Origin of the sequence: Puniceibacterium antarcticum (assembly GCF_002760615.1) — a bacterium.
GTDB lineage: Bacteria > Pseudomonadota > Alphaproteobacteria > Rhodobacterales > Rhodobacteraceae > Puniceibacterium > Puniceibacterium antarcticum.
Genome location: NZ_AWWI01000031.1, coordinates 1 through 23,585 on the forward strand (window position 1 = coordinate 1; position 23,585 = coordinate 23,585).

General features: G+C 58.3%; 22 protein-coding genes and 1 pseudogene. 16 read left to right on the forward strand and 7 right to left on the reverse strand.

Annotated elements, in window-relative coordinates; all coding sequences use genetic code 11:
- Nucleotides 1–176: pseudogene (locus tag P775_RS03510) on the reverse strand (SH3-like domain-containing protein); the annotation flags it as partial.
- Nucleotides 177–818, reverse strand: coding sequence for a nitrile hydratase subunit alpha (gene nthA, locus P775_RS03515; RefSeq protein WP_099909667.1), 642 nt, complete (start codon nt 816–818; stop codon nt 177–179).
- A 219-nt stretch (nt 819–1,037) separates the two neighbouring features.
- Here nthA and secG point away from each other — a divergent pair, with 219 nt between their 5' ends.
- The 15 genes from secG to P775_RS03590 all read left to right on the forward strand — a co-directional run bounded on the left by secG (nt 1,038) and on the right by P775_RS03590 (nt 16,581).
- Nucleotides 1,038–1,427 carry a preprotein translocase subunit SecG gene (gene secG, locus P775_RS03520; RefSeq protein ID WP_099909668.1) on the forward strand — a complete coding sequence of 130 codons (390 nt, stop codon included), beginning with the start codon at nt 1,038–1,040 and terminating at the stop codon, nt 1,425–1,427.
- A gap of 210 nt (nt 1,428–1,637) precedes the next feature.
- Complete coding sequence (locus P775_RS03525; protein ID WP_099909669.1) at nt 1,638–3,281, forward strand: CTP synthase; 1,644 nt, start codon at nt 1,638–1,640, stop codon at nt 3,279–3,281.
- Nucleotides 3,282–3,350: 69 nt separating this feature from the next.
- On the forward strand, nt 3,351–4,055 hold the full coding sequence (locus P775_RS03530) for a hypothetical protein (protein ID WP_218967616.1): 705 nt from the start codon (nt 3,351–3,353) through the stop codon (nt 4,053–4,055).
- A gap of 526 nt (nt 4,056–4,581) precedes the next feature.
- The gene (gene rlmJ, locus P775_RS03535) at nt 4,582–5,361 is read left to right on the forward strand and encodes a 23S rRNA (adenine(2030)-N(6))-methyltransferase RlmJ (protein ID WP_099909671.1); all 780 of its coding nucleotides are present in this window, start codon (nt 4,582–4,584) and stop codon (nt 5,359–5,361) included.
- A 212-nt stretch (nt 5,362–5,573) separates the two neighbouring features.
- A complete protein-coding gene (locus tag P775_RS03540; protein WP_099909702.1) occupies nt 5,574–6,014 on the forward strand; it encodes a tellurite resistance TerB family protein in 441 nt (146 codons plus the stop codon).
- Nucleotides 6,011–6,733, forward strand: a complete 723-nt coding sequence (locus tag P775_RS03545) for a phosphate/phosphite/phosphonate ABC transporter substrate-binding protein (protein ID WP_099909672.1) — start codon at nt 6,011–6,013, stop codon at nt 6,731–6,733. Before P775_RS03540 ends, P775_RS03545 begins: the two co-directional genes overlap by 4 nt.
- A 137-nt stretch (nt 6,734–6,870) precedes the next feature.
- On the forward strand, nt 6,871–7,641 hold the full coding sequence (locus P775_RS03550) for an ABC transporter ATP-binding protein (RefSeq protein WP_099909673.1): 771 nt from the start codon (nt 6,871–6,873) through the stop codon (nt 7,639–7,641).
- Nucleotides 7,642–7,695: 54 nt separating this feature from the next.
- Nucleotides 7,696–8,424, forward strand: a complete 729-nt coding sequence (locus P775_RS03555; RefSeq protein WP_099909674.1) for a transporter substrate-binding domain-containing protein — start codon at nt 7,696–7,698, stop codon at nt 8,422–8,424.
- 80 nt (nt 8,425–8,504) lie between these two features.
- A complete protein-coding gene (locus P775_RS03560; protein ID WP_099909675.1) occupies nt 8,505–9,389 on the forward strand; it encodes an ABC transporter permease in 885 nt (294 codons plus the stop codon).
- Nucleotides 9,390–9,501: 112 nt separating this feature from the next.
- Nucleotides 9,502–10,308, forward strand: a complete 807-nt coding sequence (locus P775_RS03565; RefSeq protein WP_099909676.1) for an ABC transporter permease — start codon at nt 9,502–9,504, stop codon at nt 10,306–10,308.
- A 151-nt stretch (nt 10,309–10,459) separates the two neighbouring features.
- Nucleotides 10,460–11,794 (forward strand): glutamine synthetase family protein, encoded by a 1,335-nt coding sequence (locus tag P775_RS03570; RefSeq protein WP_099909703.1) that lies wholly within the window; start codon nt 10,460–10,462, stop codon nt 11,792–11,794.
- Nucleotides 11,795–11,878: 84 nt separating this feature from the next.
- On the forward strand, nt 11,879–12,562 hold the full coding sequence (locus P775_RS03575; RefSeq protein WP_099909677.1) for a type 1 glutamine amidotransferase: 684 nt from the start codon (nt 11,879–11,881) through the stop codon (nt 12,560–12,562).
- On the forward strand, nt 12,559–13,920 hold the full coding sequence (locus tag P775_RS03580; RefSeq protein ID WP_099909678.1) for a glutamine synthetase family protein: 1,362 nt from the start codon (nt 12,559–12,561) through the stop codon (nt 13,918–13,920). Before P775_RS03575 ends, P775_RS03580 begins: the two co-directional genes overlap by 4 nt.
- An 83-nt stretch (nt 13,921–14,003) precedes the next feature.
- Nucleotides 14,004–15,308, forward strand: coding sequence for an NAD(P)/FAD-dependent oxidoreductase (locus P775_RS03585; RefSeq protein ID WP_099909679.1), 1,305 nt, complete (start codon nt 14,004–14,006; stop codon nt 15,306–15,308).
- Between the two features lie 91 nt (nt 15,309–15,399).
- Nucleotides 15,400–16,581 (forward strand): DegT/DnrJ/EryC1/StrS family aminotransferase, encoded by a 1,182-nt coding sequence (locus P775_RS03590; RefSeq protein WP_099909680.1) that lies wholly within the window; start codon nt 15,400–15,402, stop codon nt 16,579–16,581.
- Between the two features lie 116 nt (nt 16,582–16,697).
- Here the strand turns inward: P775_RS03590 and phaR are convergent, their stop codons facing one another.
- The 3 genes from phaR to P775_RS03605 form a co-directional block, all read right to left on the reverse strand.
- Nucleotides 16,698–17,246: a polyhydroxyalkanoate synthesis repressor PhaR gene (gene phaR / locus P775_RS03595; RefSeq protein ID WP_099909681.1), complete on the reverse strand. Its 549-nt coding sequence runs from the start codon at nt 17,244–17,246 to the stop codon at nt 16,698–16,700.
- Between the two features lie 212 nt (nt 17,247–17,458).
- The gene (locus P775_RS03600; RefSeq protein WP_099909682.1) at nt 17,459–17,908 is read right to left on the reverse strand and encodes a phasin family protein; all 450 of its coding nucleotides are present in this window, start codon (nt 17,906–17,908) and stop codon (nt 17,459–17,461) included.
- 119 nt (nt 17,909–18,027) lie between these two features.
- Nucleotides 18,028–19,830, reverse strand: a complete 1,803-nt coding sequence (locus P775_RS03605) for a PHA/PHB synthase family protein (RefSeq protein WP_099909683.1) — start codon at nt 19,828–19,830, stop codon at nt 18,028–18,030.
- 109 nt (nt 19,831–19,939) lie between these two features.
- On the opposite strand from P775_RS03605, the gene phaZ reads away from it, so the two are divergent.
- Nucleotides 19,940–21,205 (forward strand): polyhydroxyalkanoate depolymerase, encoded by a 1,266-nt coding sequence (gene phaZ / locus P775_RS03610; RefSeq protein ID WP_099909684.1) that lies wholly within the window; start codon nt 19,940–19,942, stop codon nt 21,203–21,205.
- Nucleotides 21,206–21,366: 161 nt separating this feature from the next.
- Here the strand turns inward: phaZ and P775_RS03615 are convergent, their stop codons facing one another.
- Together P775_RS03615 and rpoH are read right to left on the reverse strand one after the other, a co-directional pair.
- Nucleotides 21,367–22,335, reverse strand: a complete 969-nt coding sequence (locus tag P775_RS03615; protein WP_099909685.1) for a Gfo/Idh/MocA family protein — start codon at nt 22,333–22,335, stop codon at nt 21,367–21,369.
- Nucleotides 22,336–22,586: 251 nt separating this feature from the next.
- On the reverse strand, nt 22,587–23,483 hold the full coding sequence (rpoH, locus tag P775_RS03620) for an RNA polymerase sigma factor RpoH (RefSeq protein WP_099909686.1): 897 nt from the start codon (nt 23,481–23,483) through the stop codon (nt 22,587–22,589).
- Nucleotides 23,484–23,585 lie beyond the last annotated feature (102 nt).

The following is a 23,585-nucleotide window of genomic DNA, read 5'->3' on the forward strand; positions in this document are numbered from 1 at the left end:
AGATTTTCGCGTGCCCGGCGCGCCGCATCAATGGGCCAGGCCCCCAGCGCCCCCGCGGCCAGCGTCACCGCCAGCGCGCGCCTGTGCCAGCCCGGGCCCTGCATCCGGGCCTCCTCTGCCTCGGGCAACACAGCTCCATCTCCGAACCGCCCGCCCATGTCATGTACGCGGCTCATTCAGGCACCTTCACGAGCCCGGTCCCCAGGCATCCGCGCCAAGCCAGTGCCGATCATCGAATCGCGGCTGACAAGCCGCATCAGCGCCTCCTCCTCCAGCCCCTCGCTGCCCTCGGGGCGCTGCGGGATCACCAGGTAGCGAATCTCGGCCGTCGAATCCCAGACCCGCACCGCCTGACCCTCGGGCAGAGCCAGCCCGAAATCGCCAAGCACACGGCGCGGCTCGCGCACGACGCGGGCGCGGTAGGCATCGGATTTGTACCAGGCCGGCGGAATGCCCAGCAGCGGCCACGGATAACAGGAACACAGGGTGCACACGACGATGTTGTGCACCGCCCCGGTGTTCTCGACCGCGACGATATGTTCGCCCTGACGGCCATAAAACCCCATTTCTGCGATCACCTCGGTCGCATCCGCCAGCAGCCGCGCGCGAAACGCGGCATCGGCCCAGGCCCGGGCGACAACCCGCGCCCCGTTCTGCGGCCCGATCTTTGTCTCATAAGTGTCAATGATCACATCCAGCGCCGCCGGATCGACCAGCCCCTTTTGCACCAGCAGGGTTTCAAGCGACCTGACCCGCAGCGCCGGATCGGGCGGCAGCAGGCTGTGGGGATGGTCGTGGTCGGCATGATCATGGGGCATGGGTGCGATGATGCTCTGACAGCGGCCATTGGGCAAGAGGCAGCTGGAACATGCCCGGCACGCCTTGGGGGCTTTGCCCCCAAACCCCCGGGATATTTAGGGGCAGATGAAAACGGGGCGACCGCTCGGCACGGCTGTCGCGCGCACACGCCACAAGCGGGGTTGCGCAGAGGCCTGCGAACTTCTAAGTACGCGACGATCCGTACCAAAGGCTGCCCAATGGAAAACGTCGTCCTCATCATTCACCTGCTTCTGGCGCTTTCGCTGATTGGGGTGGTGCTCATGCAACGCTCTGAGGGCGGTGGCCTTGGCATGGGCGGCGGCGGTGGCGGCGGCGCCATGACCGGCCGCGCGGCGGCAACGGCCCTTGCAAAGGTGACCTGGATCCTGGCCGCAGCCTTTATCTGCACGTCGATCACGCTCACGCTCTTTGCTGCGGCAGGCGGATCGGGCAGTTCGATCATGGACCGCCTGACCGGTTCCGCACCAGCCTCTGCGCCCGCAGCGGACATCACCACACCCGACATCAATACCGACGGCCTCCTGCCCCCGCCGAGCAGTTCCGAGGGCGACGCGACGTCGCCTCTGGTGCCTCGCGCGACCGAATAAGTCGACCGTCGATCCTGCGGGGGCGCCAAGCCCTCGCATCTCCACAACAATTTGAGATTTGTACCCCAATCGCAACAGCATCTTGCGGTTGGCTGGACAATTCGGTGCGAATCCTCTATTGGTTAAATCCCGTGATGCTGCGGTCCTTTCAGGACCGCGGGTGACCATTTCTTGAACAAACTCACGAATCAAATCACGGGGTCCGCGCCAATGGCACGTTTCATTTTCATCACCGGCGGTGTCGTTTCTTCTTTGGGCAAGGGGCTCGCCTCGGCCGCTCTGGGGGCCCTTTTGCAGGCCCGCGGCTTTTCGGTCCGCCTGCGCAAGCTTGACCCTTACCTCAACGTCGATCCCGGCACGATGTCGCCGTTTGAACATGGCGAGGTGTTCGTCACCGACGATGGCGCTGAAACCGACCTTGACCTTGGCCATTACGAACGCTTCACCGGCGTCTCGGCGCGCAAGACCGATTCCATCTCTTCGGGCCGGATCTATTCCAACGTGCTGGAAAAGGAACGCCGCGGCGACTACCTTGGCAAGACCATTCAGGTGATCCCCCACGTCACAAACGAGATCAAGGAGTTCATCTCGATCGGCGAGGATGAGGTTGATTTCATGCTCTGCGAGATCGGCGGCACCGTCGGCGACATCGAAGGTCTGCCGTTCTTCGAAGCCATCCGCCAGTTTTCCCAGGACAAGCCGCGCGGTCAGTGTATCTTCATGCACCTCACCCTCCTGCCCTTCATCAAGGCGAGCGGCGAGCTCAAGACCAAGCCGACCCAGCACTCGGTCAAGGAACTCCGCTCCATCGGCCTTGCCCCCGATATCCTCGTCTGCCGCTCCGAGGGACCGATCCCCGTCAAGGAACGCGAAAAACTTGCCCTGTTCTGCAACGTCCGCCCCGACAGCGTGATCGCCGCACAAGACCTCAAGTCGATCTACGAGGCCCCGCTCGCCTATCACCGCGAAGGGCTCGATCAGGCCGTCCTCGACGCCTTCCAGATCACCCCGGCCCCGCGCCCCGTGCTCGACCGCTGGGAAGATGTGGCAGACCGCATCTACAACCCCGAAGGCGAGGTGAACATTGCCATCGTCGGCAAATACACCCAGCTCGAAGATGCCTACAAATCTATCGCCGAGGCGCTGACCCATGGCGGCATGGCCAACCGGGTCAAGGTCAACATCCAGTGGGTCGATGCCGAGATTTTTGACAGCGAAGACCCCGCGCCCCACCTCACCGGCCTGCACGCCATCCTCGTGCCCGGCGGCTTTGGCGAACGCGGCACCGAGGGCAAGATCAAGGCGGCGCAATACGCCCGCGTCAACAAGATCCCGTATCTTGGCATCTGTCTCGGCATGCAGATGGCGGTGATCGAGGCGGCGCGCAACGTCGCCGGGGTCAAGACCGCAGGCTCCGAAGAATTCGACCATGAATCCGGCAAGAAGCGCTTTGAACCCGTCGTCTATCACCTCAAGGAATGGGTGCAGGGCAATCAAAAGGTCAACCGCTCGGTCGGCGACGACAAAGGCGGCACCATGCGTCTGGGCGCCTATGACGCCGTGCTGAAAGAAGGCTCCAAGGTGGCCGAAATCTACGGCACCACGACCATCGACGAACGCCACCGCCACCGCTACGAGGTCGACATGCAGTACCGCGAGCAGCTGGAAAAGGTCGGCCTGAGCTTTTCGGGCATGTCCCCGGACGGCAAACTGCCCGAGATCGTCGAATGGGCTGATCACCCTTGGTTCATCGGCGTCCAGTTCCACCCCGAGCTGAAATCAAAACCCTTTGACCCGCACCCCCTTTTCAAGGACTTTGTGCGGGCGGCAAAGGATGTGAGCCGGTTGGTTTGAATGTTTACGCTCAATCAGCATAAATGGAATGTGCTAGCGATAACGAAGGGGCTAAAGCGAAAGTCCCCTATGCGCATTCCATTGAGCGGATTGGACCGTCTGAAAACGAGAAATTACTATACTGTCCATCTATACTTTAATGCTCCAATGGGGCAGATTATTGTTGAAGAGATAGATGATGTATCTGTCTCTATTCTGATTTGGAACAGTGACGACCATCAATCTTATCCAGCATCTATACCTACATCTCAACTTGCAGATGCTAGAGTAGAGATAACGCAATATTACAAAACGAACGAAATTAGATACAAATCTGCCTTGAGATTTATAGCTGCAGATTTTTTACATGTTGCCCAAATTTCTTACTATATTGGATATTTCAGACAATCTCTGTTCAACACCAGAACCTTGGCCCGCAAAGACAGAGCCGCTATACTTACGGAAATTTATGAAGAGTATATTAAGTCTGGTGAAACTAATTTTACGATATGGGCTGTTTGCAAAAGGAACTATGGCGAACGTTGGATTTTTCACCCACAGAAAGATGAATTGATCAATCATCACAGATTGCTTCTGAATTCTCTTTGTGAAAGCGGTGAGTTGGCAAAAAATGCTGCCAATTATACTATCAAGGCAAAAACGATTACAACCTTAAGCCAAATGTCTGAGGATGAAAGAAGGCATAAGGATCAAATAAACCAGCAAAAGACTCTTGGCTGGTTAACGTTGGCACTCGTTGTCGTCGGGTTAATACAGATTTTTTCGAAACCATAATAAGTAAGTTCTTTGGTTGCAGATTTATCGGCTAAATTTCCAACACCACACAGGGCCAGCGCCTGCCCGTGGGGTGGCGCTCGCAACGCCAATGCCCGGCACTTTATGCCAGCAACGGCCCTCCTCCCTCAAAGTCACGCACACCCTCACCAAAGCCCCAGCCCGCCACGCCGGAGGCGTGCCTCTGGCACGACACGGGCAGGCGCTGGCCCGGCGCGCTGCGCGCTTGAATCCGGGCCGGGACACCCCTCAACCGATCCGGAAAAAGGCCAAGCCCCCTGCAGGAGGAAGCGTGTCCGCTGCCTCCCAAACATCCCCCTCAACCCTGCCGCGCAATCAAAGTGAGAATAACAGCCTGAACGCGTCCGGCATCCCCGCACGGCGGGCCTCCCTCTCCAGTCCGCCCCTGAAAACCGCGTAGTCCCGCGCGCGGCAGCCATATGAAAACCATACGCACTCCATACGGGTTCCATACGGCCCCCAGCGCCCTCTTGCGCCGCGCCCGCCCCCCGGCTAAGCCACGCTCATGCTGTCCTATCAACACCATTACCACGCCGGGAATCTGGCCGATGTCCACAAGCACGCCCTGCTTGCCTGGATGCTCAACTATCTGACGCAAAAGAACAAACCGCTCAGTTACATTGAAACCCATGCCGGGCGGGCCCTGTATGACCTCGCCGCACCCGAAGCGGTCAAAACGGGCGAGGCCGCAATGGGCATCACCCGCACCGCAGGCTGGTTCGCGAAGGACCACCCCTACCGCAAGTCACTGGAATCCATACAGAAAAATCACGGCGCCACCGCCTATCCCGGCTCACCTCTCATCGCCGCAACCCTGCTGCGCGACGATGACACCCTGCATTTTGCAGAGCTGCACCCGGGCGAATTCACCGCCCTGCGCGATGCGCTTTGGCACTATAAAGGTCATACATATCAACAGGATGGCTTTCAGCTTGCGCAAAGCCTGTGCCCCCCCGAACCCCGCCGCGGCCTCCTGCTCATCGACCCGAGCTATGAGGTCAAGACCGACTACGACACGATCCCGCGGGTGCTGCAAACATTGAATCGCAAATGGAATGTCGGCATCCTAACCCTCTGGTATCCAATACTAAAATCCGGCGCACATCTCGACATGCTCGCCCAGTTGCAGCAAAATCACCCCACCGCCCTGCGCCATGAGGTCACCTTCCCCCCGATCCGCGACGGCCACCGCATGACGGGCTCGGGTCTTTTCGTGATCAACCCACCCTATGGCATCGAAAGAGAGTGCAAGTTCTTGTCGGACAAGTTCCGCCGACTGACCTGACGGGGGTAAATCCCGCCTGTCTCCGCTCTTCCAGCCCGAGTCATCATCACCCGCACAACCCCGGCAGATAGCAGTTCGCTGCCGATATTCCCGACAGCGAACAACCGTTTTTTTGACAGAATTTTAGGCACTTACGCGATTTTGACTGTATCGACACAAAAATATAGGAGGTATGGCATTTTGTTCGCAGCCAAATGGATTATATGCACGACATGTTTTCAGATTTCATCAATCGGCTGACCCATCCGGCCCCAGCCCCCCTTCAGGATGCCGATGCGCGCTTGGCGCTGACGGCCCTGCTTGTGCGTGTGGCGCGGTCCGACGGATCCTATGATCAAGAAGAGCGGGAGCGTATAGATCGCATCGCAGCCACGCGCTATGACCTCTCTGCTTCAGGCGCGGCCGATCTGCGTGCTCAGGCCGAAGAGCTGGAATCGCAAGCTCCGGACACCGTCCGCTTTACCCGCGCCATCAAGGATGCCGTTGCCTATGATCACCGCATCGCGGTGATCGAGGCCTTGTGGGAGGTTGCCCTAGCGGACGGCGTGCGAGAGGCCGAAGAAGATTCGCTGCTGCGCCTTGTTGCCAGCCTGCTTGGCATAAGCGACGTTGACAGCGCCATGGCGCGACAGCGTATCGAAGCCAAAAAATGATCGCCAATCTTCCGATGTACGACTGGCCCGAAACTGTTTGGGCCAATGATGCATTGTGGGCTGCGATCAGGGCGCGTCTTGGATATGGTCCCGAACGGCTGGACCGCAGTCTGGGCTTGTGGGAGGCATGGGAACATCTCGATCTTTTGCTGTCGCAGACCTGTGGATTGCCCTATCGCACCCGACTTCTGGGCAAGGTAACGCTTGTAGCAAGCCCCGACTACGGCCTTCCCGGCTGTGCCCCAGGTTATTATAACTCGGTGCTGGTGGCTCGCTCAGACGACCAGTCCACCGTACAAGATCTTTTCTCAAGACGGCTCGTGATCAACCAGAGCCACAGCCAGTCCGGGCATGCCGCCTTGATCAGCCACGCGCAGAAGTTGAATGCGAAGCTGGGCCCAAAGGTCGAAAGCGGTGCACATATCGAATCTGCACGTATGGTCGCCCGGAACGAAGCCGATCTGGCGGTCATCGACGCTCATACTTGGCGGCTCATTCAGCGGTACGAGGATGTCGCGCGCTTACTGCGGGAATGCGACCGAACCACCCCCACGCCCGCAACGCCCTTCATCACAGCCCGAGGAAACGACCCCGATCCCTTGCGGCGTGCACTGACTTCGGCCCTTGCCGATCTCTCCCCCGAGACCCGCGCCATCCTCAACCTGCGCGCAATCGTCGAAATCCCCCACGAAGTCTACATGGCCGTACCGAACCCCTGACTGCGCCTCAAAAACAGGCTGACCTATGGTCAGTTTGCAGGCAGATTTTCCCTGCCGCCCGTTTTGCACGTTGCATTACATGGATTTTTACCTGCACTCTGCACAGCAAGAACGATTCACAATATGGTAAGGCCTTCGTGAAAGACAGCACCCCCGTGATCGCCATCCGTAATCTCCACAAGCAGTATGGCGCGCTTGAGGTCCTAAAGGGTGTCGACATCACAGCCCGCCGCGGCGATGTAGTCTCGCTCATCGGTTCGTCCGGCTCGGGCAAATCGACACTTCTGCGCTGCGCCAATCTGCTTGAGGACAGTCAACAAGGCGATATTCTGTTCAAGGGCGAACCCGTGGTCTGGAAGGGCAGCGCCATGGCGCGCCGTCCCGGCGACCCCAAACAGGTCCTGCGCATCCGCACAAATCTGTCCATGGTGTTTCAACAGTTCAACCTCTGGTCACATCTGACAATCCTGGAAAACGTGATGGAGGCGCCATTGACTGTCCTCGCGCGCGCCCCAGGCGAAGTCGAAAAATCCGCGCGCCGCTATCTCGACAAGGTCGGCATCGGCGACAAATGCGATGCCTATCCGGCTCAACTCTCGGGCGGACAGCAGCAACGCGCGGCCATCGCGCGCGCCCTGTGCATGGAACCCCAGGCGATCCTGTTTGACGAGCCGACCTCGGCACTGGATCCAGAGCTGGAGCAGGAAGTCGTCAAGGTTATCAAGGATCTTGCTTCCGAAGGGCGCACCATGCTGATCGTGACACACGACATGAAGATGGCCCGTGACGTCAGCAATCACGTGGTGTTCCTGCATCAGGGCCTGATCGAAGAGGAGGGCCCGCCTGAAACGCTGTTTGGCAATCCCAAATCTGAACGGCTGCAGGGTTTTCTGCACTCAACAACATAAGGGTCCGGCGACACAAACGCCCTTAGCCCTAGACATAAACCAACGGAGACTCACATGAAAAAAATCCTTTTAGGTACCGCTGCACTGACGCTTTGCGCCAGCATGGCGTTTGGAGCCAGCCACACCGTGGTCCGCCTGGGCACCGAGGGCGCTTATCCTCCGTACAACTACATCAACGACGCAGGCGAAGTTGACGGCTTTGAACGCGAGCTGGGCGACGAGCTGTGCAAACGTGCCGAGCTGACTTGCGAATGGGTCACCAATGATTGGGATAGCATCATCCCGAACCTTGTGTCGGGCAATTACGATGCGATCATTGCCGGCATGTCGATCACCGATGAGCGTAAGGAGGTCATCGACTTCACCTCGAACTACACCCAGCCTGATCCCTCTGCCTATCTGGCCCTGGACGGTGCAGAACCTGACTTCACCGGCGGTGTCTTTGCGGCGCAGGCAGGCACGATTCAGGCCAGCTACATTGCCTCTTCCGGTGCCAGCCTGGTCGAATTCGCCACACCTGACGAAAGCGTCGCCGCCGTGCGCAGCGGTGAAGCGGACGCCGTTCTGGCCGACAAGGCCTATCTTCAGCCGATCGCGGACGATGCGAGCGGTCTTGCCATCGTCGGGGACGACGTTCTCATCGGGGGCGGCATCGGCCTTGGCATTCGCAAAAGCGACACCGAACTGAACGAGAAGTTCTCAGCCGCCATCGACGCGATGAAGGCAGACGGCACGCTCAACACGATGATCGAAAAATGGCTGCCAGGATCGGCGACATTCTGAAGACGCCTAGGGGGGCGCCAACGCCCCCCTTCTTGTCTTTGTAAAATACACAAAATCCGACTCCAGCCAGAGGCGCTGCCATTTTCAGTTTCTGTACAGATCCCAGCGCCCTGTCCGATGCCGCCTGGCTCGGCTGTTACCTGACGACCGGCAAACATTTGGGGCTGTACTGGTCCTTCGGAACGGTGCTCCTGCTGCTGGCAATCACGGCGCCTGTGGCACTGGCCTTCGGCTTCGGCGGGGCTGCGGCAGCGCGGTCGCGGTTTCTGCCGCTGCGCTGGTTCGGGCATGGCTATATCGCCATCGTGCGCGGCGTGCCCGACATTGCGTTTTTCCTGTTCTTCGTCATCGCCCTGGATCAGGCGTTCGAATATCTCCGTCACAAGGTCAAATGCCCCGACTGGGATCAGCCGATCCGGCAAGGCAATGACTTTGTGGTCTGCGCAGCGGCCAAGCTGCCACTGAACAATGCGGCGCAATGGGTGCATGAAACCTACGGCTTTTTCTTGGCCGTACTGACTTTTTCCATCGTCTTTGGGGCCTTTGCGGCCAATGTGCTTTATGGTGCCATGCGTGCCGTGCCCCGCGCCCAGATGGAAACTGCCGAAGCCTATGGCATGAGCCCTCGCCAGATCTTTCGCCGCATCCTCGTGCCGCAGATGTGGGTCTATGCCCTGCCCGGTCTGTCCAACCTGTGGATGGTGCTGATCAAGGCGACACCGCTGCTGTTCCTTTTGGGGGTCGAGGATATCGTCTACTGGGCCCGGGAACTGGGCGGGACTAAAACGCCGCGGTTCACCGACTACCCCCATGGGGACTGGCGTGTCTGGTATTTCCTCGGTCTGCTGGTGTTTTACCTCTGTTTCACACGCGTATCTGAAATCGTTCTGGAACGGCTCATGGTGAAGCTGACTCATGGTCAGGCGACACTCGGTGGTGAAGCGCAGAGAAAGGCCGAGACATGACCATTTTTCGCGACGACACCAGTCTCAGGGGGCGCTGCCCCCGTCCCGGACGCTGTCCGGGACTCCCCCGGGATATTTTCGGGCAGATGAAACCTGCAGTGATGGGCTTGTCATGAGCTGCTGGGACACCCTCGCCGATTATGGTCTGCGCTCGATCGGGATTGGCGAGCGTCTTTTGCCGCGCTCGGATTTCACCCTTTGCCAGCAGGTGGTGCTGATCGGGTCCGGCATGATCTGGAACATCTACTTCGGCATCATTGCCCTGACGACGGGATTTCTGCTCGCCACCGCAGTGGCGGTTGGCAAGGCGTCCAATCACAAGGTCACCCGCAAGCTGTCGGAATGGTTCATCTTCATTTTCCGCGGCTCGCCACTCTTCATCCAGTTCTTCTTTGCCTACTTCGCCTTTCAAAGCCTCAAATCCGTCTCACCGATCTTCGATCCATTTTCTGCAGCATGGCTCGGGGCGCTGATCGTGCTGTTTCTCAACACCGCCGCTTATACCGGAGAGATCTTTTATGGCGCCCTTCGCTCAGTCCCCAAGGGCGATGCCGAAGCGGCTGACGCCTATGGCCTCTCCGGTTGGCCCCGGTTCCGGCGCATCATCTGGCCTACCATGCTACGTCTCGCCTGGCCCGCCTACACGAACGAGGCAATCTTTCTGTTCCATGCCACGACGCTGGTCTATTTCTCGGGATTTCCAGCCTGGCAGCAGCGGGGCGATGCGCTTTACTATGCCAGTTACTTTGCCGACAAGACATTCAACCCCTTTATCCCCTACCCCATTCTTGCAGGCTATTTCATCCTTTTGACGCTGTTCATCGTGTCCTGTTTTGGCCTTATAAACCGGCGGCTCAACCGCCATCTTCCGCAGGAACAGCAGGCGCGGTTGCGCATCCGTCCCAATCTCATTCGCTAAGGGAAACCCGGTGCCCGCAGGACGGGCATCCAAGAGCGGTAATCAAGGACCAGAGGATTTGTCGGTTTTTTTGCTTGCCAGCCCCCCCGGGCACTCGCTATCCCTAATTTGATCAAATTACCCTCATAATCGGTGTCCCATGTCTTCCGTCATGAAGAACTACCTGCGCAAACATCCAGAGGTCCGCACGATCCGTGTCGCGGCAGCTGACCTCAACGGCCAACCGCGCGGCAAGCGCGTGCCGTCGCGCTTTGCCGACAAGGTGGTCGAGGATGGTACACGCTTTCCTCTCTCTGTCCTGAACCTCGACATCTGGGGCGAAGATATCGATGACAGCCCGCTGGTGTTCGAATCCGGCGATGCGGATGGCGTGCTGAAACCGACCGAGCGTGGCTTTGTCCCCATGCCCTGGCTTGAGGCACCGACCGCTCTGCTGCCCATCTGGATGTTCCGCGAAGACGGCCGACCTTACGAAGGCGACCCGCGCCAGACACTGAAAACCGTGCTCGACCGGTTCAAGGACAAGGGGCTGACCCCGGTCGTTGCGGTCGAGTTGGAATTCTTCCTGATCGACGATTCCGGGCGCAACCTTCAGGTCCCGATTTCGCCACGTTCCTCCAAGCGCCGCAAGGCCGCCGAGACGATGTCGATCCGGGCGCTGGACAGCTTCGACACCTTTTTCACTGATCTTTATGATGCCTGCGAGGCTATGGACATTCCCGCCGATACCGCAATTTCCGAGGCGGGCCTTGGCCAGTTCGAGATCAACCTGATGCATGGCGACGATGCGCTGCGTGCAGCAGACGACGCCTGGCTGTTCAAGCTGCTGGTCAAGGGGCTTGCCCGCCGCCACGGCTTTGCAGCATCGTTCATGGCAAAGCCTTACGAGGATTACGCCGGGTCCGGGCTGCACACGCATTTTTCCATCGTGGACAAGAACGGTGCAAACATCTTTGATGATGGCGGTCCACGCGGCACCGCCCTCATGCGCCATGCTGTCGCCGGATGCCTGAATGCAATGCACGACTGTTCGCTGATTTTTGCACCACATCAGAATTCCTTCGACCGGATGGTGCCAGGCGCACATGCGCCCTCTGGTCTCAGCTGGGCATATGAAAACCGTACCGCAGCCATCCGCATTCCGTCGGGAAATTCTGCTGCGCGCCGGATCGAACACCGTGTGGCCGGGGGCGACGTGAACCCCTACCTGATGCTTGCCGCCATCTTGGGCGCGGCGCTGAACGGGATAGAGGATGGAGTCGAGCCTCCCGAGCCGATCACCGGCAATGCGTATGCGCTTGACCTGCCCCGTATCCCCACAACTTGGGGAGAGGCCATTGACGCCTTCGAGAAAAGCACGATCGTGCCACGCATCTTTTCGGCTGAACTGATCCGCAACCTCGTATCAACCAAGCGGCAAGAGCTGTTCTACATGGCTGAGCTCAGCCCCAACGAACAGGTCGAGATCTATCTCGACACCGTCTGACATTGAACAGGGACAGTCGGCCCCTTGCCGCCCGTCCCTGTCGTCTCTACCTGTGATCTGATATTTCCAAAAAATCGGTGCCTCATGAAAATCGGCATTCTGCAAACCGGCCACGTCGCGGATGACCTTGTCGCCGGGAACGGCGACTACCCTGAAATCTTCGCAAATTTCCTGTCAGGGCGCGGCCTAACATTTGAAACCTTTGCCGTGGTCGACGGACAATTCCCCGACGGCCCCGATGACGCCGATGGCTGGCTGATCACCGGATCGCGCTTTGGCGCCTATGAAGATCACCCCTGGATTGTGCCTCTGGAACAGCTGATCCGGGAGATCTATGCCTTGGGGCGCCCGATGATTGGCGTGTGTTTCGGACACCAGATCATAGCCCAAGCGCTGGGGGGCAAGGTCGAGAAATTTGCCGGCGGCTGGTCCATCGGGCGCAACACCTATGAGATCAACGGCGAAGCTATGAACTTAAATGCCTGGCATCAGGATCAAGTGACCGTGCTTCCCGAAGGCGCCAAAACCGTTTCTGGCACCGACTTTTGCAAACATGCCGCCGTGCTGTATGGTGACCGTGCTTTTACCATCCAGCCGCACCCCGAAATCAACCGCACTTATATCAAGGATCTGCTCGAAACCCGCGCCCCCGGCGTGGTACCCGAGGCCCTACGCCAATCGGCGCTGGCGCAGCTGGATAGTACCACAGACAGCGCGCGGCTTGCCGAGATGTTCGCCCTGTTCTTCACTGAAAGGAAGATTGCATGAGCGACTGGACCGACGAACTGCCCGAGGCAGCGAAGGCCTTTCTTGAAAACCGCCGCCTGGACGAGGTTGAATGTATCATCTCGGACCTGCCCGGCATCGCTCGGGGCAAGGCAGTGCCCGCCTCGAAATTCGCACGCCAAAAGTATTTTCACCTGCCGGATTCAATCTTTTTCCAGACAATCACAGGTGACTGGGGCGAAGCGGCGGATGAGAACGAGGGTTTCATCGAACGCGACATGATCCTGAAACCGGACATGAGCACCGCCACTGCCGCCCCTTGGACCGGTGACTGGACGCTGCAGATCATACATGACGCCTATGACCGCAAGGATCGCCCGGTGGGGTGCGCCCCGCGCAATGTGCTGAAACGTGTCTGCGCCCTGTACGAGGCGCAGGGTTGGCAGCCAGTTGTCGCCCCCGAGATGGAATTCTTCCTTGTGGCCCGCAACATCGACCCGGCCAAGAGCATCGAGCCGATGATGGGCCGTTCGGGCCGTCCCGCCGCAGCACGTCAGGCCTATTCCATGACCGCCGTGGATGAATTCGGCCCCGTGATCGACGACATCTATGACTTTGCCGAAGCGCAGGGTTTCGAGATCGACGGCATCACCCAGGAAGGCGGCGCCGGACAGCTGGAAATCAACCTGCGCCACGGCGATCCTGTAAAGCTTGCGGATGAGGTGTTCTATTTTAAGCGTCTGATCCGAGAGGCCGCTCTGCGCCACAACTGTTTCGCGACTTTCATGGCGAAACCCATCGCGGATGAGCCGGGGTCGGCCATGCATATTCACCACTCGGTGCTGGATATGGAAACAGGCAAGAGCATTTTTACCGGCCCTGCGGGCGGTGAGACAGATGCCTTTTTCAACTTCATCGCTGGTCTGCAAGTGCATATGCCCGCAGCCCTCGCCGTGATGGCACCCTATGTGAACAGCTATCGTCGCTACGTGAAAGATCATGCCGCCCCAATCAATCTGGAATGGGGCCGCGACAACCGCACCACGGGCATCCGCATCCCACTGTCGAGCCCGGATTCGCGCCGTGTCGAGAACAGGATTGCTGGCATGGACTGCAACCCCTACCTCGGGATCGCGGCGTCGCTGGCCTGCGGCTATCTTGGCATGATGCAAGAGCTGCGCCCCACCAAGCAGTTCAAGGGTGATGCCTATGAGGGCGAGGGCGACATTCCCCGGGTTCTGGGTCAGGCGCTCGATCTGTTCGACGCGTCCAAAGAGCTGCACGACGTTCTTGGGCCGGAATTCGCGCGGGTCTATTCGATTGTAAAGCGCACCGAATACGAGGAATTCTTGCAGGTGATTTCCCCCTGGGAACGTGAGCATCTTCTGCTGAACGTCTGAGCCTGTGTCATTTGCCGGACCGGGGGCGCTGCCCCCGGACCCCCGGCGTATTTTAAAAGAGAAGAAGCAGGGGAGCCGGGCGGATGGATCTGCTGTTTTCCAACGACAAACGCGGCGCGTATCCGCAAAGCTGGTACGCCGCCACGGCGGATGTGCTTGAGCCATTTGCCCCTCTGAAAGGCGACACGCGGGCGGATGTCTGCATCGTCGGCGGCGGCTATACGGGGCTGTCGGCGGCGCTGCATCTGGCACAGGCCGGGCTGGACGTGGTGGTGCTTGAGGCTCATCGCGTCGGCTTTGGCGCCTCGGGGCGCAATGGGGGTCAGCTTGGATCGGGCCAGCGGCAGGATCAAAAGGTGCTCGAGTCGATGGTGGGGCTGGATGCCGCCCGCAAGCTGTGGAATTTGGCAGAAGATGCCAAGTCCTTGGTGAAGAGCCTGATCTCTGAACATGACATCGACTGCCATCTGAAGCCCGGCGTGGCTTGGACAGCATCAGCCCAGAGCGATGTTGAGAAGCTGCACGGATATTCCGATCATCTGTCGCGGGTCTATGGCTATGATCAGGTCAAGGCGCTGGATCGCGACGCCTGTTTCGCGCTCTGCCCCTCTCCCGATTACAAGGGCGGGATGCTCGACATGGGCGCGGGGCATCTCCACCCCCTGCGCTTTGCCCAAGGGCTGGCGCGGGCAGCGACAGCTGCGGGCGCGCGTATCCATGAGACAAGCCATGTGCAGCACATCACCAAAGGCGATCCCGCAATGGTTCAGACGGATTCGGGCCGCGTGACAGCGCGGCATGTGATCCTGGCCGCAAACGGCTACCTTGGCGGGCTGGAGCGTGATGTGGCAGCCCGGGTCATGCCGATCAACAACTTCATTGTGGCGACCGAACCACTAGGCGATCGTGCCCAAGAGGTCCTGACTCAGGATGTTGCCGTCGCGGATTCGCGTTTTGTCGTCAATTACTTCCGCCTGAGCGATGACAAACGCCTGCTGTTTGGCGGTGGCGAAAGCTATGGCTACCGCTTTCCCGCAGACATCCGCGCACTGGTGTCAAAACCCATGCTCAAGGTGTTCCCGCAGCTTCGGGATGTGAAGCTCGATTATGCCTGGGGTGGCACGCTTGCGATCACCATGAAGCGAATGCCTTACCTTGCGCGCCCTGCACCAAACGTGCTCTCGGCCTCAGGCTACTCCGGGCACGGTGTAGGTACGGCTGTGCACGCGGGCCAGCTGATGGCGCGGGCGATCCAAGGGCAGGCCGAAGGGTTCGACACCATGGCCGCTGTGCCCCTGCCGGCCTTTCCCGGCGGCCCCGCCATGCGCGCACCCCTTCTGGCACTGGCAATGAGCTGGTATGCGCTGCGCGACAGGATAGGATTCTGAGGGCGCAGGTCGCTAGTGTCACAGGATTTTCACTTGGGGAAACCCGGCAGCTGTTTTACAAAACCTGAAACCAACTTTCAGGAATTTAAAAATGACCCAGATCCCGGACATGCACGATGCTGAACCGATCCCTGACGCTGCGCGCGCCGAGATCGACCGGCTGCTGCGCTCTGGCGATCTGTTTCGCTATCACGCGCCGTCCGATTCCCCGGTTGCGCTGCTCGAAGGGGAATTTGCGACCCATCTGGGGTCAAAATATGCGCTTGCGGTCAGCAGTTGTTCCGCGGCGTTGTTCCTGTCGCTCAAGGCGCTGAACCTGCCACGCGGCGCGCGTGTCCTGATCCCGGCCTTTACCTTTGCCGCCGTGCCTTCGGCCGTCGTACACGCGGACTGCCATCCGGTGCTGTGCGAAGTGGGTCGCGACTATCGCATTGATATGAATGATTTTGTGGCAAAGCTCGACACTGTTCAGGCCGTCCTTATCAGCCATATGCGTGGCCATACCTCGGACATGGATGCCATTCTGGCGCTGTGCGGCGCCCGTCAGATTCCGGTGATCGAGGATGCGGCCCATAGCCTTGGAGCCACCTGGAATGGGCGCAACATCGGCACGCTGGGTCGGATCGGCTGTTTCAGCTTCCAAAGCTACAAGCTGATCAATGCGGGCGAAGGCGGCATCCTTGTGACTGACGACGCCGATCTGATTGCCCGCGCCATCATCATGTCCGGCGCTTACGAACACAACTGGGCCAAGCATCCTGTCCTAGGCGCAGCCTGCGCGAAATGGCAGAACCAGTTGCCGCTATACAATCTGCGCCTTTCCAACCTGTCCGCCGCGATCATACGTCCCCAGATATCACATATCGCAGGTCGTGTTGCGGATGGACGGCGAAACCACGACCATGTGGCCAAGGCTCTGAACGCCTGTCCTTGGATCGATGTGCCTGACAAGCTTCCGCAGGAACAGCGCGCACCGGATTCTCTGCAGTTCAACCTCATTGGGATGTCGGATGCACAGGTGCTTGCTTTTGCAGAAACAGCAAAAAGCGCAGGCGTCAGGATTCAAGTATTTGGCCTGAGCCGTGACAATGCCAGGGCCTTCTGGAACTGGCAGTTCCTGTCCGATCTTCCCGATCTGCCCCTGACCCGCGCCATGCTGATGCGTGCCTGTGACACCCGCCTTCCCGCAAGGCTAACCTCTGAAGATTGTTCAGCCGTGGCAGATGTCCTGCTGCAGGCGGCGCATCAGGTCATGGGCAGTGCCGCAGCCTAGCGCGCGGCCCCCGCTTTGCCCTCATCTATCATTGGATATCTCGGGTAATGCGAGGTGCTGGCCCTCGCACCGAAAGTCGACATAGGCATACCGGTCCGAGGGCGCGAATTAGGGCTTCAGCCACCAAGCTTGTTGAGTTTCGCCTGCAGCGCCGCGAGTTCTTTCTTGATCGCGTCAAAATCTTCGGGCTTGTCCTTTTCATCGGCCTCAGGTCCTGACCACTGCTTCCCCACCGACCCTGTCATCGCCTTAAGGAACGCTTCCTGCTGTGCCTGGACCGCTTCAAATCCGGGCATTTTGGTCATCGGGTTGATCGAGCTCATGTTTTCGACCCATTTTGACTGGCTATCGCGGAACATCTCAAAGCTTTGCGCCAGGAACTGTGGCACAACGCTGGTTGCCTGCGTCGTGTAGCTGCGCACAAGGTCGGTCAAAACGTTGATCGGCAAGACGCTTTCACCCTTGCTCTCGTGCTCGGCCACGATCTGCAGAAGGTATTGGCGGGTCAGGTCGTCGCCGGATTTCAGATCGACGATCTTGACTTCGCGGTGATCGCGGATGAATCCGGCAATGTCCTCAAGTGTCACGTAATCGCTGGTCTCGGTGTTATAGAGCCTGCGGCTGGCATAGCGTTTGATCAGCAGTGGTTTGTCTGGGTCAGCCACGGGGTCCCTCCCAAAAATGCAGCGGTGCGGAAAACACTAGGGCCCCGTTTCACAAAAGAAAAGACCAAGCTTTCCGCACCTGCAAACAGATCGCGCAAGACGAAAAAAGGCGGGTTCCGAAGAACCCGCCTGTCGAATTGCGCCGCTTGGGAGGAGAACAGCGCAATTCTCAAAGCTGTGCTTGCTTTGATGCGTCGAGAGCCTGAGCGAGCTTATGAGGCAGGAGCTGCTTTCTTGGCAGCCGCGGTAGCATCGTTGGTGGCTTTCTTGATGGCTGCGGATGCATCCTCGGTCATGTCCTTGCCAGCTGCCATCATCAGCTCGACGGTGTCCATCTGAACCTTTTTCGCGATTTCAGCGAAGGCAGACATATTCTCTGCAGCAGTTTCGGCCTGAGCGGAGGCAAAATCGGTCATCGCCTTTGCGTAATCGGCGGGCTCGGTCTTGGCTTTGGACATTTCTGCCAGCTTGGACAACGTATCTTTGGCCCATTTGGTCGAGATCTCGGTCGACTTGCCAGCGGCTTCCAGAGCGACGCCCGACAGCTTTTCGTTCAGCGTTGCAGTGGTTTTGAACGCGTCGTCCATGGCTTTGGTGTCCACGGGGAATGCGCCCATCATGTCTTTCATTGCGGTGGTGAAATCTTGTGCTTTAGCAGCCATAATAGTGATCCTTTCGCTTATGGCGGGCCCACCCCGCCTTTTCTTAAGCTGGACCTAATATGCATGCTGCAGCGCGGCATTTCAAGTATAAATGCTGCGCTGCAGCAAATTCGTGCAAGCTATTGATTAGCTTGCCTGGCTTTGACCTTTACATAGGTTCCGGGGGCAGTTTCCAAACTTGGATGATCCGAATCGCCCGGCTCCCGGGCCTCGATCCATTTGCCGGAGCGCTTGGCAAGCCAGGCCTCCCAACGCGGCCACCACGAACCGTTGGTAAACTCGGCCGAAGCCAGCCACTCCTCTGGCGTTGCTGCCGTGTCTTCGTTGGTATAGTGGCCGTACTTTTTCTTGCTGGGTGGATTGACGATCCCCGCAATATGTCCCGACTCTGAAACTACAAAGATCTTGGATCGGCTGCCCATCTTCTGCACGCCCCTGTAGCAGTCCTTCCAGGCTGCTATATGGTCCGTCTCGCAAGCAACGGACATCAGCGGGACCGACACATCCTTCAGGTTCAGCGTATGCCCCATAAGTTCGAACCCGCCCTCGGCAAACCTGTTGTCTTGGCACAGCTTGCGCAGGTACTGCACCGCCATCTTACCGGGAAGGTTCGCTCCGTCGCCGTTCCAGTAAAGCAGATCAAAGGCAGGGGGTGTTTCGCCCATCATGTAGCTCTTGATCGCCGGGCCATAGATCAGATCGTTCGAGCGCAGATAAGAGAAGGTCCGCGCCATTATGAATGACTTCAGCAGCCCGGTTTCGCCGATCTCGCTTTCGATCCCGTCGATAAAATCGTTCTGCAGGAAGGGTGTGAATTCCCCTTGGTCGCTGAAATCGGTCAGCGCCGTAAAGAAGGTTGCCGATTTGATCGATGTATCGCCTCGTTGCTTCATCAGCGACAGGGTCAGCGCCAGCGTGGTGCCCGCAATGCAATAGCCCACAGCGTTGACCTTGTCCTGCCGAGTGATTGCCTTGACCTCGCGGATCGCGGTCAGGAACCCTTCTTCAATATAGGCGTCCAGGCCAGCGTCGGAATAGCTCTCGTCAGGGTTGATCCAACTGACGACGAAGAGAGTGTAGCCCTGATCGACGACCCAGCGGATCAAACTGTTCTCAGGCTTGAGGTCGAGAATATAGAACTTGTTGATCCATGGCGGGAACAGCACGATGGGCGTCTGTCGCACCTTTTCCGTGGTGGGGCTGTACTGGATCAGCTCCATCATCCGGTTGCGATACACAACCGCACCCTTCGCGGTCGCAATATTTTCACCAATTTCAAAGGCACCTTCATCCGCGAGGCGGACCACAAGCTCACCGTTGTTGGCTTCAAGATCGGCGACCAGATTCTCAAGCCCCTTGACCAGCGATGCACCCTCAGTCTCAACCGCCTTCTGCAAAGCATCCGGATTAGTCGAGAAAAAGTTGGTCGGCGCCATCATGTCCACGATCTGGCGCGCAAAATACCGCAAGCGACGCTTTTCCACTGGCGCCATATCGTCGATATCTTCAACTGCCTGCTGCACCGCAGTGGCATTGATCAGATACTGCTGTTTGATAAAGTTGAAATAAGGATGCGTGTCCCATAGCGCATTCGAGAACCGCCGGTCCTTGGGCCCGGGATTATCAGGCGCCTGCAGCTTCCCTTTGGAAAGCGCCTGCTGCGCCTCGACAAAATGGGTGACAGACTGACCCCAGAAACTTATCTGATGTTCTATGATCTTTGACGGATTCTGAACCCATTCCTGCCAGTATGCCGTCATTGCCTTGCCGTACAGATCCTGTCCAGGACCGGACAGCGCAGGATTCACGCGCTGCTTGCTGCCCATCGCCGTCAAAAGTCTCTGGGTCAGCACCTCTACCTTGGTCAGGTTTTCGTTCAGTCGCTCCAGCTCTTCGGTTGCGACTATGTCATCAGTTGTCATTGCGAGATTTCCCCCCTATCTTCGCTGCTGTGCAGAATTCCGTCGCCTCAGTCGGGGGGCAAAGCGACGATTTGGCCCGGACCCCGCTCCGGAAACAAGGAGACGCATCATGCGCTACATGGCAACCTACGACCTGATGGAGACCGTCAGGAATACCAATCAATGGATGGGCGCGACCGCTCGCACCGCTGCATCCTACCCGGCATTCGCGCTCTTTTCCAACCCTGCAATCCAATGGATGTCTGCCTGGGGCGAGGTGGCCGAACGTAGCTTTGAACGGATGACCGCCAAGCCCGACTGGGGAATTCGATCCATCACTTGCGCTGATGGCAAAGACCACATCGTGAATATTGAAACGATGGTCAAGCGTCCGTTTGCTAATCTGCTCCACTTCAACGTAACCGACCGTGCGGAACAGCCGCGCAAAGTGCTGCTGGTTGCTCCGATGTCCGGTCACTATGCCACACTGCTGCGCTCGACGGTCATTTCGCTTATCCCCGATTGCGAAGTCTATGTCACTGACTGGCACAACGCCCGGGACGTACCGGTTAGTGCCGGCAAGTTCGACATTGAGGATTATACCCTCTACCTCGTTGAATTCATGCGCCATCTTGGTCCCGATACCCATGTGATCGCAGTTTGTCAGCCAGCCCCCCTTACTCTGGCGGCCACCGCCTATCTTGCCGAGGAAGATCCCGACGCGCAGCCCCGTTCCCTTACATTGATCGGCGGTCCGATCGACCCCGATGCAACTCCGACTGATGTGACCGACTTTGGACGTCGTGTCACCATGGGTCAACTGGAAGAGACCGCTATTCAACGTGTTGGCTATTCTTGGCCGGGTGTGGGACGACTTGTCTATCCCGGTTTGCTGCAGCTGACCTCCTTCATCTCGATGAATCTGGATCGCCATTCCCAAGCCTTCAGCGATCAGATCATGCGGGTCGCCCGAGGCGAGGCGTCGGATCACGATGCCCACAATCGGTTCTATGACGAATATCTTGCTGTCATGGACATGCCGGCAGAATTCTATCTGTCCACGGTCGAACGGATCTTCAAGAATGGCGAGATTGCCAAAAACGAATTCGTTGTGAACGGCAAGCATGTGGATATCGGCAAGATCACAAAGGTCGCGGTCAAGACCGTCGAAGGCGCGAATGACGATATCTCTGCCCCCGGCCAGTGCGTTGCCGCCCTTGCCCTGTGCACCGGCCTGCCTGATTCCATGAAGGGAAACCATCTGGAGCCTGGTGCCGGACACTATGGCATCTTCGCAGGCAAGAGCTGGCGCAACAACATCCGCCCGCTTGTACTGGAATTCATCGATGAGAATTCAGGGAAGAAGCCAAAGGCGGCCAATACAAACGCCGCCTGATCCATGGCGATTCTGCATTACCACGTAGGCCTGACAGTTTCTGCCGGGCCTAAAGCGCTTCTGGCTTAACCTGAGCAAACGGAAATCGGATTTCGCGTTCGACCAAAGGGAGAGACCGCGAATATCCGATCCAAGTCAAAACCGAAACGCTGTATCTTGGATCAACGCTCTGCGTCGAATACCATATCCATCATGGCTTGCGTGCCACGCGAAAACTCCAACGGACAGGCAAAATCTGCCCCCTGAGTGACTGCAGCGTTAAAAGCCTCGACCTGCCGCAGATACTGGTTATCGGCGGTGAATCTCCAGACCTGCGAGGATTGATCCGCACCCGACAGATCGATGCGTGCCTCGCCATAGCTTCCGGCGTTGAACGGTGCTGACAGCCGCATAAGTCCGTTGTCACCATGGAACACCATTTCCTGAAAGGGTGCGAGGCGCATCGACACCATGCCGGTGTAGTGAAACGACGGGAACTGCGCCGTCAGATGCGCGGTGGTATCTACATCTCCGTCCCAGTCGATTCTGGACGACAGGATCAATTCAGGCTCCTCACCGCTCACGAATCGGGTCGCTCCAAAGATATAGACGCCTATATCACGCAGGCCCCCGCCGCCAATATTGCGACGGTTGCGAATATTGCTTGGGTCGGTGTTGTTGTAGCTGAAGACCCCCGAAACCCGACGGATTTGGCCCAGAACACCCTCGCGAAACAATTCCCGCGCCTTGATCCACTGCGGATGGTGCACGATCATGTATGCTTCCGCGATCAGCAGCCCTGTACGGTCGCGCAGCGCGATCAGTTCATCAATGTCACCCGCCTCAAGCGCGATGGGTTTTTCGCACAGCACGTGTTTGCCCGCCTCAGCCGCCTTGGTCGCCCATTCCACGTGGAGATGGTTCGGCAGTGGAATGTAGACAGCATCTATATCCGGATCGGCTAGCAGAGCATCATAACTGTCATGCACTCGAAGATCCGGCGCAATGCCGACAAAATCTTCAGCCTTCACCATATCCGAGGTCGCCAGCGCAACCAACTGCCCGCCGGGTGCCAAATGAATCGCGGGGGCCATATGTTTCTTGGCAAAGGTTGATGCCCCCAAGATGCCCCACTTTACTAAATTTGACATGCCTTGCTCCTATTTTGTTCTCTGCAGTGCTAGCGCAAACGAACACGCAAAAGCCAGCGTAACACCTTGAGGGCAGCGCATGGCGCTAGGCTTGGTGGTGCGTCTCTGGAAAGAGAAGAGCGTGAGCCAGTTACTCTGCATCAGATTTTTGCAGATAGCCCGACAGAAAATGCAAAGCACTTTGGCGCGCCGGTATTGAAAAAACGGCGGCCGAAAGTACGACCCCCGTTCATCTTCTCAAAGAAATCAGATCATGCCTGTGCCAGCATGCCCTGCTCGCGCGCGAGGTCACGCATTCGTTTCTGCAGCTTTTCAAACGCGCGCACCTCGATCTGGCGGATACGTTCACGGCTGACGTCGTACTGGCTGCTCAGATCCTCAAGCGTTACCGTCTGATCCGAAAGGCGTCGCTGGGTCAGAATGTCCTTTTCGCGATCATTCAGCACGTCCATCGCACTGGCAAGCAACGCGCGACGCGCTTCAAGCTCGTCACGCTCGGCATAATCGCCAGCCTGATCGGCATCTTCATCCTCAAGCCAGTCCTGCCATTGCATGGTCCCTTCGCCTTCGGATCCGACAGTCGCGTTCAAGGACGCATCCCCACCTGACAAGCGGCGGTTCATCGAGATCACTTCGGTTTCGGTCACACCAAGATCGGTTGCGATCTTGGTCACATGTTCGGGACGCAGGTCGCCGTCTTCCAAGGCGCCGATACGCGACTTGGCCTTGCGCAGGTTGAAGAACAGTTTCTTCTGGCCCGAAGTCGTTCCCATCTTCACAAGAGACCATGACCGCAGAATATATTCTTGGATCGAGGCACGGATCCACCACATGGCATAGGTCGCCAAACGGAAGCCTTTTTCCGGGTCGAACCGCTTGACAGCCTGCATCAGGCCCACGTTGGCTTCAGAGATCACCTCTGCCTGGGGCAGACCATAACCTCGATAGCCCATCGCGATCTTAGCCGCGAGACGGAGGTGCGAGGTGACCATACGGTGTGCCGCTTCGGTGTCCTGCTCCTCGACCCAACGCTTGGCGAGCATGTATTCTTCTTCCGGCTCAAGCAGCGGAAATTTCCGGATCTGTTGCAGGTAGCGGCTCAGCCCACCTTCCGGTGACGGGGCCGGCAGATTGCCGTAGTTGCTCATCCCTCTTCCCTCCAATATATCGGGGCCGCACCATGTTTAGATGCTTAACATCCACATGTTTAGATGCTTAACATCCATATGTGTTGCTGCCCGAGGGGTTTC